Source organism: Flavobacterium sp. LB2P53, assembly GCF_003970305.1.
Lineage (GTDB): Bacteria > Bacteroidota > Bacteroidia > Flavobacteriales > Flavobacteriaceae > Flavobacterium.
This window is the reverse complement of the sequence record NZ_RYDG01000013.1, coordinates 12293-25300: the sequence shown is the minus strand read 5'-3', so window position 1 is coordinate 25300 and position 13008 is coordinate 12293. Positions and strand designations below refer to the sequence as shown.

At 34.0% G+C, this 13008-nt stretch carries 13 protein-coding genes, 1 tRNA gene and 1 pseudogene; 7 read left to right on the top strand and 8 right to left on the bottom strand.

The window, feature by feature from the left end; genetic code table 11:
* Positions 1 to 55 precede the first annotated feature (55 nt).
* From EKL95_RS13465 to EKL95_RS13455, 3 genes are all read left to right on the top strand, one after another.
* Positions 56 to 1099 carry a hypothetical protein gene (locus EKL95_RS13465; protein ID WP_126555792.1) on the top strand — a complete coding sequence of 348 codons (1044 nt, stop codon included), beginning with the start codon at positions 56 to 58 and terminating at the stop codon, positions 1097 to 1099.
* A gap of 104 nt (positions 1100 to 1203) precedes the next feature.
* Positions 1204 to 1977 carry a membrane metalloprotease gene (locus tag EKL95_RS13460; RefSeq protein WP_126564416.1) on the top strand — a complete coding sequence of 258 codons (774 nt, stop codon included), beginning with the start codon at positions 1204 to 1206 and terminating at the stop codon, positions 1975 to 1977.
* A gap of 26 nt (positions 1978 to 2003) precedes the next feature.
* Positions 2004 to 2594 (top strand): porin family protein, encoded by a 591-nt coding sequence (locus tag EKL95_RS13455; protein WP_126564415.1) that lies wholly within the window; start codon positions 2004 to 2006, stop codon positions 2592 to 2594.
* Positions 2595 to 2691: 97 nt separating this feature from the next.
* Here EKL95_RS13455 and EKL95_RS13450 read toward each other — a convergent pair whose 3' ends face one another.
* Both EKL95_RS13450 and EKL95_RS13445 read right to left on the bottom strand, forming a co-directional pair.
* Positions 2692 to 3594 (bottom strand): hypothetical protein, encoded by a 903-nt coding sequence (locus tag EKL95_RS13450; RefSeq protein ID WP_126564414.1) that lies wholly within the window; start codon positions 3592 to 3594, stop codon positions 2692 to 2694.
* A 10-nt stretch (positions 3595 to 3604) separates the two neighbouring features.
* Complete coding sequence (locus tag EKL95_RS13445) at positions 3605 to 4021, bottom strand: DM13 domain-containing protein (protein WP_126555800.1); 417 nt, start codon at positions 4019 to 4021, stop codon at positions 3605 to 3607.
* Between the two features lie 167 nt (positions 4022 to 4188).
* On the opposite strand from EKL95_RS13445, the gene EKL95_RS13440 reads away from it, so the two are divergent.
* Complete coding sequence (locus EKL95_RS13440; protein ID WP_126562165.1) at positions 4189 to 5676, top strand: aminotransferase class V-fold PLP-dependent enzyme; 1488 nt, start codon at positions 4189 to 4191, stop codon at positions 5674 to 5676.
* Positions 5677 to 5761: 85 nt separating this feature from the next.
* Here the strand turns inward: EKL95_RS13440 and EKL95_RS13435 are convergent, their stop codons facing one another.
* Positions 5762 to 6631: a lysophospholipid acyltransferase family protein gene (locus tag EKL95_RS13435; RefSeq protein ID WP_126459789.1), complete on the bottom strand. Its 870-nt coding sequence runs from the start codon at positions 6629 to 6631 to the stop codon at positions 5762 to 5764.
* Between the two features lie 114 nt (positions 6632 to 6745).
* On the opposite strand from EKL95_RS13435, the gene EKL95_RS13430 reads away from it, so the two are divergent.
* Together EKL95_RS13430 and EKL95_RS13425 are read left to right on the top strand one after the other, a co-directional pair.
* Positions 6746 to 7384, top strand: coding sequence for a rhomboid family intramembrane serine protease (locus tag EKL95_RS13430; protein ID WP_126564413.1), 639 nt, complete (start codon positions 6746 to 6748; stop codon positions 7382 to 7384).
* 50 nt (positions 7385 to 7434) lie between these two features.
* Positions 7435 to 8121, top strand: a complete 687-nt coding sequence (locus EKL95_RS13425; RefSeq protein WP_126459784.1) for an SIMPL domain-containing protein — start codon at positions 7435 to 7437, stop codon at positions 8119 to 8121.
* Positions 8122 to 8238: 117 nt separating this feature from the next.
* On the opposite strand, the gene EKL95_RS13420 is transcribed toward EKL95_RS13425, so the two are convergent.
* The 5 genes and pseudogenes from EKL95_RS13420 to EKL95_RS13400 all read right to left on the bottom strand — a co-directional run bounded on the left by EKL95_RS13420 (position 8239) and on the right by EKL95_RS13400 (position 10917).
* A tRNA-Tyr gene (locus EKL95_RS13420) sits at positions 8239 to 8319 on the bottom strand.
* A 175-nt stretch (positions 8320 to 8494) separates the two neighbouring features.
* Positions 8495 to 8881: pseudogene (locus tag EKL95_RS13415) on the bottom strand (TlpA family protein disulfide reductase); the annotation flags it as partial.
* Between the two features lie 18 nt (positions 8882 to 8899).
* Complete coding sequence (locus EKL95_RS13410; protein ID WP_126564412.1) at positions 8900 to 9685, bottom strand: DUF4369 domain-containing protein; 786 nt, start codon at positions 9683 to 9685, stop codon at positions 8900 to 8902.
* A gap of 372 nt (positions 9686 to 10057) precedes the next feature.
* A complete protein-coding gene (locus EKL95_RS13405; RefSeq protein WP_126561605.1) occupies positions 10058 to 10498 on the bottom strand; it encodes a KTSC domain-containing protein in 441 nt (146 codons plus the stop codon).
* A gap of 173 nt (positions 10499 to 10671) precedes the next feature.
* Positions 10672 to 10917, bottom strand: a complete 246-nt coding sequence (locus EKL95_RS13400; protein WP_126561604.1) for a hypothetical protein — start codon at positions 10915 to 10917, stop codon at positions 10672 to 10674.
* A gap of 267 nt (positions 10918 to 11184) precedes the next feature.
* Here EKL95_RS13400 and EKL95_RS13395 point away from each other — a divergent pair, with 267 nt between their 5' ends.
* Complete coding sequence (locus tag EKL95_RS13395) at positions 11185 to 12807, top strand: amidase (protein ID WP_126564411.1); 1623 nt, start codon at positions 11185 to 11187, stop codon at positions 12805 to 12807.
* The last annotated feature ends 201 nt before the right edge of the window (positions 12808 to 13008 follow it).

Genomic DNA, 13008 nt, shown 5'->3' with positions numbered 1-13008 from the left:
GAAAGGCGTCAAAAACAGCGCCTCTACAAACAAAAATATATTAAATTTGAACGTTATGAAAAAATTAAAAACGATTACTGGAATAGCATTAATGACTCTATTCGGATTTGCATCTTGTCAAAGTGAAGTGGATAACGAGCAAGGACAAAACCCAAATACAAATGCGGCAAACTCAACGACAGCAAACAATCTGAAACGTACTTCTATGTATGACGGATCATCGGATGATTTTTTAGACGGCACCTCTTGTTCTTCTATTATCCTGCCAGCTTCAGCTAGAGTAAATGGAACGCAGGTTACTCTTTTTAGCCAAGTCAATTATCAACAAGTCATTTCTATCCTTGGACAGTATAATAATGATCAGGATTCTGTAGTATTACAATTTCCTTTAAAAGTTAAATTAAGCAATTATACAGAGGTTAATGTAAGTAACCAAACAGAGTATAATGCTATAATTAATGCTTGTTCCTCCGCACAATCATCTGGTCAGAATGCTATTTCGTCAGTAAAGATTAGTTTTCCAATTACTATTTTGACCTATAATTTAAGTGTACAACAAACGGGAAGCGTTGTTATCACATCCGAACAGCAATTATATACGTATATGACTAATATTAGTAGTACGGAATTGTTTTCAGTAAATTATCCAATGTCAGTTACAACCAGTGATGGTTCAAAAACTACAATTTCTAGTGATGCAGAATTGCAAGCTACTATTGTGGCGTCTCTTAAAACAGAAGCAACTAAAGACGAAGCAGCTCAAAATTCAAAAAAATTAGAAACGATTATGGTAAACGGCAAATTCAAAGTAGAATCATTTGTAAGTTCTGGAGTAAATTCAGCAACTAATTACAAAGATTTTACAATAGATTTTGCAAATGATTGGAGTGTAAAAGCGGTAAATAATTTAAATACAACTGTAAATGGTACGTACGCTGTAAGCTCACAAATAGAAGTCTTTCTTAAATTAAATTTTACAAGTAACGCTTCTTTCAGCTTGTTGAATAATGATTGGAAAGTAACTTCTTTTAATGCAACAACGATATCATTACAAAGTTCAACTAATGCAGCGGCGACGTTAGTATTGAAACAAATATAAAGTAGACTTTTAAGTTGGGTTTAATTTTTTTGAAATTCTCAAAAAACAGTTGTCTTTTTAGGCAGCTGTTTTTTAATAATAAACTTTAATATAAATAGATAATAATGAAAAAAGTACTTGTAATCCTGTGCGTAGGTTTTGTCTTATTGGTATCCTGTTCAAAAGAAAATGATGTAACAGAAGGAATTGAGACTGTTAATCCCATTACAAATAAACAGTCCACAGGTAGTTCTGCAAACGATTTATTATCAGATAAAAAGTTTAAAAGTATGGTTATTGAAGTGGTTTATGTAGTCGGTTTTCAGCCAACCAGTACTTCAATAAATAATTTTGTAGCTTTTCTGGAAGCACGAACACATAAGCCCAATGGGATTAATATTGTGTTGAGATCGATCCCGTCACCAGGGACTTCTCCGTATACCAATGAGGAAATTGTAGTAATTGAAGAAACAAACCGAACAAAATACAATACCTCAAATGAAATTGCCGTTTGGGCCTTTTTTGCAGATGGAGAATCAGCTAGAAATACAAGCAGCGGAGTTGTTTTAGGAACGGCGTATAGAAATACTTCATTTGTTATTTATGAACAAACAATTCATGGGTTAAGCAACAGCCCTTTTAAACCCAACAGAAGCGTATTAGAAACAACTATCATCACCCACGAATTTGGACATATTTTTGGCTTAACAAACTTAGGAACGGCAATGCAAAGCAACCATGAAGATGGGGAACACCCAAAGCATTGTAATGTAAAAACGTGTTTAATGTTTTGGTCTGCAGAAACAGGCAGTGGTATTGGAGAGATGGTCTCAGGAGGTACAGCACCACAATTAGATGCACAATGTATTGCAGATCTTAGAGCGAACGGGGGAAAATAATAGAATACATTAAAAAACACTTATCGATGAAAAAACAAAAATTAATACTCGTAATGCTTTTTGGTATGACCCTCGCTGTGAATGCCCAAAACAACTCGAATAATAAATCCTTTGGAGGAATAAAAGGAGGGTATAGTTTATCCTCAGTACAATTTGACGGAAATGCTGAAACAGCTCAACGTCATAGCTTTCATGTGGGGGTTTATGGAGAGTCGTTTATAAGCAATAGTTTTTCTGTTCAGCCAGAATTGTTGTATTCCCAACAAGGGTATGTAATTACGAATAGTAGCGGCACATTTACACAAAAGCTAAATTATATCAACCTGCCATTGATGCTTAAAGCCTATCCTTCTAGAAATTTCTTTTTAGAAGTGGGGCCTCAAATTGGATTGGCTATTTCTCATAGAGAGGAGTTTAACAGTGGGTTTAGTTTATTTGATACCAATCAAGAATTTGAACCTAATAATTTTGACTGGGGAGTCAATTTTGGAGCAGGTTTTAAAACGGATTCCGGAATAAGTTTAGGAGTACGCTATCACTTAGGCAAGGGCGATATCTATGAGGAAGGAAAAGCACAAAATCGAGTACTGCAGTTTTCGTTAGGATTTGATTTATAATTAAAAAAAACAGTTGAAATGCCCAATAGATATTGGGCATTTTTTGTTTATTTTACTCTGAATAAATTTCACGAAAAAGGCTTTACTACACCTGTTTTTAGAACAAAACTTTGTAGATGAGTCCGGCGGTAAAACCTCTTGTAAGTCCATCGGGTCTTACTTCCCGAATTACAAAAGGGGCAGCCAATGATAATTCGATACTATTTTTAGCATCAATAGCATAAGAACCAATCAAATTTCCATTGATGGTGAGTCCATCAGAATTTTGTATGGTTTCTCTTTTTCCAAAAGCATTTTCAAAACTATCCTCGCCTAAATGATAAAGAAATAATACATTAGGTTTGAAGGTAAATTTAGTATTAGCGGGCTGAATGGTGTAGGTAGTTCTAAATAAAGCATCTGATTTTCTTTCAAATAAATTAGTAGACGGGAAATCATCCGTGTCTGAAAACTCCTTAAAATAAGAATTTTTGTTGTTATTAAAAACAGGAATCTGTATCCCGGTATTGAAATCCCATTTTTTATAAGTAAGATTCAAACCCAAAATAAGGTCAAAAGTTCCCAGACTGGATTGGTAGTCTAACGGAAGCGAAAATTCATTTATTTTTAGATTGGAACTCGTAAAAGGTATTTTAAAACCCATAAGAGTGCTCCATTTTGCGGTAGTTTTAGTTTTCCAGTTATAGTTGCCTATGAAATAGCCATCACCAAAAGCACCACGTTGTCCAAAACTGCCGTTTGCTACAGAATAAGTGATTTTAGAACTGAGTGAAAAGCGTTCGTTTATTGTTCTGGTATAGGTAAGATAGGATGAAAAATAAGTTAGATCTGCTTCCCCGGTGCCAAAAATATTTCCTATTTCTATACCGTTTTTGAAATCAGTTTTTGAGTTTTGAAAGCTGTTTCCTATCGAACAAATCCCTGCGTCACTGCATCCTTGAGAATAAGAACTAAAGCCTGAAAACAGCCCAACGAGTACAATTATTATTGTTTTTTTCATGGATATAAATTTAATTTTGAGACAATTGCGCTACTGCAAAAAGATGACTGTATTGCTGACAATGAATCAGCACATATTTATAATCACTAATATTTACTTGAGGAGGAATTGCATATACTGTTGACGAGGTTAAATTTCCTAAATTCACAAAATCTGAAGGGGCAGCGGTTTTAGATAAATATACTTTTAAATCCGGGCCATTGGAAATACTAAAATTGTCTAAGCGTACTTCATTTTGATTGGTATTCAAATACACTTTGGCTGAACCTGAAACCTTAATGCCTGATGTAGGCATAAAATCTCCAGTAAATGCAGATGTACTGTTTTCAGGAAGTGAGGCTTGTATAGCTGGATCACGCGTCAAATCTCCTTCCACTTCGCAGGAGAGCAGTAAAATAAATAGTGGGAGTATAAAAATTTTTTTCATAATCAGGATTGGTTATTGATTATTCAAATGTATAAGGAATGTAAATTAAACTTTGTCAGCTACTTTACATTTAAGAGAAGATTAAAAACACTAGAATCCACTTTCCATAAACTGAAAATATTTTTTCTGCAAAAAAATAATACCTTTGAACTCAAATCAGGAATTCTATGATAACTAAAGAAGTACCCACCCAATTAGAACAATATTTTCAACAGTTTCGTAAAAATATAATTGGAATTGATCAAGAATTTGAGTCACCTTACGGACCAAAAAAAATTATATACACGGATTGGACCGCCAGTGGTCGTTTGTATCGTCCTATTGAAGAAAAATTAATGAATGATTTTGGCCCTTTTGTAGCCAATACTCATACTGAAACTACCGTTTCGGGAACTGCCATGACTAAAGCATACCATCAAGCGCGCCATATTATCAAACACCATGTGCATGCCGGCAGTGATGATATTTTGATTACTGATGGAACAGGAATGACAGGTGTAGTCAATAAATTTCAACGAATTCTAGGTTTGAAAGTACCCGAAAACCTGAAAGATTTTATTACCATCCCACCCGAAAAAAGACCAGTTGTTTTTATTTCTCACATGGAACACCATTCCAATCAAACGTCTTGGCTAGAAACTATTGCTGATGTTGTAGTAATTCCCTCTACTGAAGACGGATTGTTCAGTATGGAGAATTTAGAAATAGCATTGAAAAAGTACAAAGAGCGACCTTTCAAAATAGCGTCAATAACTTCTTGTTCAAACGTAACGGGAATTAAAACACCGTATCATGAAGTGGCAAAAAGAATGCATCAAAACAACGGACTTTGTTTTGTTGATTTTGCTTGTTCTGGACCATATGTAAAAATCGACATGCATCCGGAAGACATTGAAAATCAATTGGATGCCATTTTTTTTTCGCCTCATAAATTTTTGGGAGGACCTGGAACCTCCGGGGTGTTAATTTTTAATAAAAAGCTATATCAAAATTTAATACCTGATAATCCTGGAGGAGGAACGGTAAGCTGGACCAATCCTTGGGGAGAGCACAAGTATATTGATAATATTGAAGATAGAGAAGATGGAGGAACTCCTGGTTTTCTTCAGGTTATAAAAATTGCACTGGCGGTTCAATTGAAAGAGCAAATGGGAATTGAGAATATCTTGAAGAGAGAGCATGAAATTGTGGATTATATTTTCTCAGAGATAGGAGCGGTTTCTAATATTAAAATCCTTGCAGGGCAGCATCACGACAGGTTAGGGGTTATTTCTTTTTTTATAGAAGAATTACATTTTAATTTAGGGGTAAAGTTATTGAATGATAAATTTGGAATACAAACCCGTGGCGGGTGTAGTTGTGCCGGAACATACGGACATTTTTTATTGCATGTGGATCAGGAAACCTCACACAAATTAATTGACGAAATTACTTTGGGGGATTTAATCAGAAAACCAGGTTGGATCAGAATGTCTATTCATCCTACAACTACAAATGCCGAAATTGAATTTGTGTGTAACGCAATAAAAGCATTGGCTGAAAAGCATAAAATTTGGGCTTTGGATTATGATTATAATTCGGCTACAAATGAGTTTATAAATAAAAATACACGCCATTTAGAAGATGAATTGGTAAAAAACTGGTTTTCTTTATAGAAGTTACTGTTTTAAGAAACTAAAAAAATCACATATCATAAACGCTATTGTTTCTAATGTGTGATTTTTTTCTGAATACGAATTACTACCGTCTGTGTTTCCATCGTTTATGCGTCCAAAAATAATATTCAGGAGCTTCCAGAATTTGTTTTTCTACTTCCCGTAAAAAAGTATTGGTGATTTCAAAATCGGGAATGGATTTTGGATTATCTGTTATAGGGACAAAAGTAGCTTCATAAAATCCTCTTTTTACTTTTTTTACTTTTACAAAAAGGACATTGAGATCGTATCGTTTGGCCAGCATTTCAGCTCCGGTATGCACTGGAACTTCAATGCCCATAAATGTATCCCAGTGAAAGGCTCGATCTAGTTTTGGGGATTGGTCGCTGGCTAAGCCATACATGAATAATATTTCTTTTTGTTGATTTTCTGCCATCAACGGGATCGCTCTTTTTGTTTCGACTAATTCTGCATTGTATTTGGATCGAATATCTCGTAGTAATTTATCAAAGTATTTATTGGCAATTTTTTTATAAACGCCTATTCCTTTAAATATTGTTTTTTCATTTACAGATAATAACCATTCCCAACTTGCATAATGGGAGGCTAATAATACAGTGCTTTTCCCTTTATCCTCATATTCTTTAACCAGTTCAATATTTGTTATTACAAATCGTCGGTTCATTTCAGCAGCTGAAATAGTCATGGTTTTTATCATTTCCAGGAACATATCACACAAATGGTGATAGGATTTTTTTTCGATAATAAGACGCTCCTTGAAACTCAAATTAGGAAAAGTAAGGGCTAAATTTTCTCTAACTGTTTTTTTTCGATACCCTATAATATAATATACAATCAAATAGATACAATCCGAAAACCAGTATAAAATCCGAAAAGGAAGAATAGAAATGACCCACAAAAAGGGAATGATTAAGATGTAAATAAGAAATTGCATGCCGTAATTTTTTTGACAAATATAAGGCAAAAATATAGATTGATATAAATTTGGACCGCATACAAGATGGTATTTGAGAAAGACTATCTTTACAATTCACAATAAACATACTTTATGAATACCATTTTAATAGCAATAATTGTTGTAAATGTTTTGATTAGTTACAAAGGTTTTAATGACCTTTCTTTTTTTAGAAAATATGAATTCCATATTGGAAGTATTCGTGCAGGCGAACAAATACGGTTGTTATCGTCTGGTTTTCTTCACGCAGATATGACTCATTTGATTTTTAATATGCTGACACTGTGGTTTTTTGCACCGGTAGTCATCAGTTATTTAGGGAGTTTTTCATTTATACTGGTGTATTTTGGAAGTTTAATTTTTGGAAGTTTATTGACTGTATTGTTTCATAAAAATGATTACGGGTATAGAGCTGTAGGTGCTTCTGGAGCCGTAACTGGGGTTTTATATTCGGCCATATTGTTACAGCCAGACATGATGTTGGGAATCTTCTTTATTATCCCAATGCCTGCTTATATCTTTGGAATCCTTTATTTATTGTATTCAATCTACGGAATGAAAGCTAAGAACGATAATATAGGTCATACCGCCCATTTTGGAGGCGCTGTTGGCGGTTATTTGATTACACTTGTCAACGAGCCACAGTTATTAGTGGATCATACTTTAATGGCAGTTTTATTAGCCATTCCTATAATTATCCTGTTCGTAATGGCAAAAATGGGAAAATTATAATGGCACAACTTTTGAAAAGAAGTTAACACAAACAATTAAATGATAAAAAAATGAAAAAAGCACTATTAATCTTGTCTATTTTATTTATTTCAGTGTCCTACGGGCAAGAAATCAAACAAGTTCCTCAAATAAGCGTAAGTGGCGAAGGAAAAGTAAAGGTTGTTCCGGATCAAGCAAGTATAACGGTGACTGTTGAAACAAAAGGGAATAATGCCAAAGACGTCAAAAAGCAAAATGATCAAAAGATTGAAGCTGTGCTTAAGTTCATCAAAAAAATGAACTTGGCTCCTGCAGATTATAAAACGCAACGTGTTTCGTTGAACCCACAATACGATTACGAAAAAAAGAAACACAGCTATAATGCAACACAAACAATCGAAATTGTATTGAAGGATTTATCAAAATATGATGAATTGATGGAAGGTTTAGTTGACGAAGGGATTAATAGAATTGATACTGTTGTGTTTGAATCTTCTAAGTTGGCCCAATATCAATCTGAGGCTAGAAAATTAGCGATGAAAGAGGCTAAATTAAAAGCAGAAGATTATGTTTCAGTATTAGGACAAAAAGTAGGACGTGCCATGATCATATCAGATAATTCACAAAATTATAGCCCACAACCAATGTATGCTGCCATGAAAATGGAAATGAGCGATACTAGAGTTTCAAGAGAAACGATGGCGGTAGGCGAAATCAACATTACGGCTAATGTAACGGTAAGTTTTATTTTAGAATAGAAGAAGCTGCAAGTATTAAAAAATTCCGTTCAAAATATCAATTTGCTAAGATTTTTTTGGATTAATTCACAACAGTAGTATGCAAAAAAAAACTCTTCAATCGCTTGAAGAGTTTTGTGGGGAGAGCAGGATTCGAACCTGCGAAGTTTACACAGCAGATTTACAGTCTGCCCTCGTTGGCCGCTTGAGTATCTCCCCAAGACTCAATAAGCAGTGCTTATTGTGCTAACCGGATGCAAATATAAAAACTGTTTTCAAGTTTCCAAACTATATTAGTACTTAATTTTACTATTATTTTTAAAGCATTGGTATTGAATAAAATAAAAAAAATCTCCACTAGGGAGATTTTTTTTATTTGTACGATATAAGGTGTTTATTGTTCTAAAAGCTCAATTATTTTGGCTCTAAGGGCATCTCCCCTTAAATCTTTAGCCACAACATTTCCGGATGCATCCAGGATAAAAGTGGCAGGTATAGATTCTACTTTATACAAAGCAGCAATTGGTTCGTCCCAAAATTTCAAATTTGAAACCTGATTCCAGGTCAACTTGTCTTTAGCAATGGCTTCTTTCCAGGCTTTGGCATCTTTATCTAAAGAAACACCAATAATATTAAGACCCTTACTGTGTAACTCTTTATAGATGGCCACAACATTTGGATTTTCTTGACGACACGGCCCACACCATGATGCCCAAAAATCAACTATTGTTACTTTTCCTAAACTTTCTTTCAGAGAAATTATTTTCCCTTGAGGATTAGGACCTGAAAAATCTGCTCTTCATTTACCATCAGTAGTTGGAGCAGTAGCTGGAGCAGTAGCTGGAGCGGTAGCGCCTACAGCAGCCGGTGCTTTCATTTCAGCTAGTCTGGTTTTGATAGCAATTCCTGGCTTTGTTTTTTTCAATGCTTCTTCTAAACTGTTGTATAACTTTTCAGATTTTGCAACATCAGCACTAGGATCGTTTAACATTCCTTGGATGATTAGCGCTGAAATAAAAGATTTAGGATGTGTTTCAGCATACGCTAAATACTTTGCTTTTGAAGCAATACCAACTTCTTCTTGAAGTTTAGAAAATTCCTGCATCAAATTATTGATCACAATGGTGTCCTTGCTTTGTTGAGCAGCTTCCATTGCTTGCATGTTTTTGTTTTGGAAATCCATTAGTTTCTTTTGAACTTTAGTGATTTCCTCGTTGAAGGTTGCGTATTCATCATTGTTATACGTTCCTGAAACTTTAGATTTTTGAATACTGTCTTTATTTATGGCAATCGTTACTTCTCCATTTTCTAATATGAAAGGTATTTTAGCCTGAGCCCCTTCTAATTGGATTGTATAAAACGATGGCTCTGTAATAGATCCTTTCATCTCAAATTTACCGTTTTCAACTTTTACGGTATCCTTAGCAATCAGTCCCATGCCATTTGCATCTTGTGTTTCTAAGATAATTGTTTTACCATTTTCAATTCCTGTTGCAGTCCCTGAAATGATGTATTCATCTTTGCCAACTTTGCTACAAGATAGTAAAACAACAGTAGCCGAAAGTAATAAAATTATTTTTTTCATTATTAATTAGTTAAGTTAAGAGTGCAAAAGTATTTAAATTTTTAATTGATATATAATTTTACAACCTAAATTTTTGTTATTATTTTTCATTCTTAATTAGGATTTAGCATTTATTTTACAAGTAGTTATTTTACTTCCTTCTTTTGAATATAAAACCTTTTAATCATGATGTGTTTTGGGACAATCAATTTTTTTTCAATTAAGATTTATAAAAAAAATAGCGAATAAATGGGATTTAAAACACTTTCTAGACGAGTTATTTAGGTTTTGCAAGCAGGCGTTTGTATATTGCTATTTCAGAACGGGACAAGTCCAAAATAAAAAAACATCCTTTTTTTGAAGGATGCTTTTTTATTTTGGACTTAAAAAAAATTAATCTTGATTGATTGTTTTTCTCCAAGTAAAGGAATTCAGGATGTGTCTTTTTGCAAATCTTCCAGGAGATTCAGCATTTACCATTTTTACGTAAGTAGCTTTAGGCACACTAATGTATTCGTAAACACTTCCATTTGAAAAATTGATGATCAATCGTCCTTCTACGAACTTATAGTCTGAAATTTTTGCAGTTGCAATAGTTTCAGTGTATTCCGGTAAGTTTTGTTTTAGAGTTTCAGGATTGATACTCACTAAGAAATGATAAGCTTCAATAATTTTTTTACTGTTTTCTTCAGCTGCTTTTAAACCAGTTTCATCTCCTTGAAATTTATCAGGATGCGCTTCTTTCATCGCATTACGATATATCGTTTTCAAATCTTTCAGCTCTGCAGTTTTGTCTACATTTAGCAGTTTGCGGTATTCAACTATTTTTTTCATAAATAAGGTAACTACTTGTCTTTTACTATAAAACCAATGTGATTTGATTTCAAAAAGCGACAAATTTTTTGCAAAGGTACACTTTTTTTTATTTTTTTGGTTTCAGACCAATAAATTTTCCGAAAAAAGTATTCTGAAACAATAGATTTAAGGAATAAAAAACTGAAAAAGTTTTATTGTTGGGGCTTATTGTTTGCTTTATCGAAATTTTTGGATTTTTTTGGATATTTATTATAACTGATATCACTCGGATTTTCGATGATTGATTTTATCGTAATCCAATCTCCAATACTGTGTTTTTGAGCCATTTTATAGTCCAGAAGATAGGCACCACAAAAAAAATTGTTGTTTTCATCTTTTTCCATAATTCCTGTATAAACTCCTTTTTGCAGCATTTGTTCTTGTGAAGACTTTGTCATATCAATTTGATTTTAAATAATTCTATTTGGCAAAGTTAATCAATTATTAAATGTATTGCTACAATTTAGCCTGGCTCAATTGGTTTTAGTATTCTGGTTTTTTATTCCAATTTTGTTCCATTTCAAACTTTAACTTTTGTTTCATTTAATAATGAACTGATTTTATCAAAAAAAAACTAATTTAGGATTTTAATTGAATGCATCTATTTCGAGATAGTATTCAATGTTAACGAAATTAATAGTATATAAATATTTATTTGGCAATCTATGAAAAGAAGATCTTTTTTAACTACAGCAACACTTGCTTCCGCAGGTTTAACTACACTTTTGATTACAGGCTGTACCTCCGGTACCAAAAAAAATGAAGATTCAGTATCTGTTGAAGATTTCAATGCCGTTTTTGAACTAGACGAAGAAACCATCAGCAGTGTAAGGGAGAAATTAACTTCTGGCAAATATACTTCGGAACAATTAGTACAATTATACTTAAAACGGATTGAAGCTATTGATACCAATGGGCCTCAATTGCATTCCGTCATCGAAGTCAATCCAGATGCACTGGCTATCGCTGTTGCACTGGATAAAGAGTTAAAAGCTGGTAAAAGCAGAGGCCCTTTGCATGGAATCCCCGTTTTAATAAAAGACAACATAGACACAGCGGATAAAATGCTAACCACGGCTGGATCTCTGGCAATGGCAGGAAATAGTGCTTCAAAAGATGCTTTTGTCGTTAAAAAACTCAGAGAAGCCGGTGCAGTAATCATTGGAAAAACAAATTTGAGTGAATGGGCTAATTTTCGTTCGACCCAATCCTGTTCCGGTTGGAGCAGTAGAGGCGGTCAGACTAAAAACCCCTATATTTTAGATCATAATCCGTGCGGTTCCAGTGCTGGTTCAGGAGCAGCAGTCTCAGCCAATCTTTGTGTTGTTGCTGTTGGGACAGAAACGGATGGTTCTATTGTTTGTCCAGCTTCGGTAAACGGAGTTGTAGGGATTAAACCTACTGTAGGTCTGGTTAGTCGATCTGGGATTATTCCAATTTCAAAAACACAAGATACGGCTGGTCCAATGGCCAGAACCGTAACGGATGCTGCTATTTTATTAGGCGTAATTGCTGCTGTAGACCAAGATGATACTGTAACCCTTGAAAGTAAAGGGAAAGCACAGAAGGATTATACAACTTTTTTAGATAAAAATGCTTTGAAAGGCAAGCGTATTGGTATTGAAAAAAAGCCACAAGAAAATAATAAATACATTAATGCACTTTTAGATGCTGCTGTCAACCTGCTAAAAAAACAAGGGGCTATTATTATCGAAATTGACTATTTGGAGAAAATTAATGCTTTGGGTCAGGCCGAATTCGAAGTTTTACAATATGAATTTAAAGATGGATTGAATACCTATTTGGCTACAGCCAATGCAAAAGTAAAAAGTTTGAAAGATGTTATCGATTTTAATACTGCTAATGAAGATAAAGCAATGCCGTATTTTAAGCAAGAAACATTAGAAAGTTCTAATGCTAAAAAAGGATTAGAGGACAAAAAATATCTGGAAGCATTAACCGTAAGTTTCGAAGGAAGTAAAAGTGTGCTAAATACAGTTTTTAAAGAAAATAAATTAGACGCTATTTGTGGAATCACCATGGGACCTGCTTGCAGTATTGATATGATCTACGGAGATCGTTGGGGAGGATATTCTTTAACTTCTCCTGCTGCAGCAAGTGGCTATCCACATATTACAGTTCCTTGCGGACTGGCTTATGATTTGCCGGTTGGTTTATCATTTTTTGGTATGCCGTATACAGAAGGGAAATTAATAGGATTGGGCTATGCGTATGAACAAGTATCTAAAAAGAGAATAAAACCGGGACTTAAACCTTCTTTTTTATAATATTTTATAGGTATTTAAAAGGGTAAAAGGGTGAATTACTTTTTACCCTTTTATTTTTTTTATAATACTGACAAATGGAATTAATCGGTTATTCCGGACATTTGGGCTGAGGCTTAGAAATTTCTCTTCCTCAAAAGGAAATAGCCATCCTAATTTCGCTCCAAATTTCTTTTGGTAAAACTTGCAAGAGTTGTTTCTCAG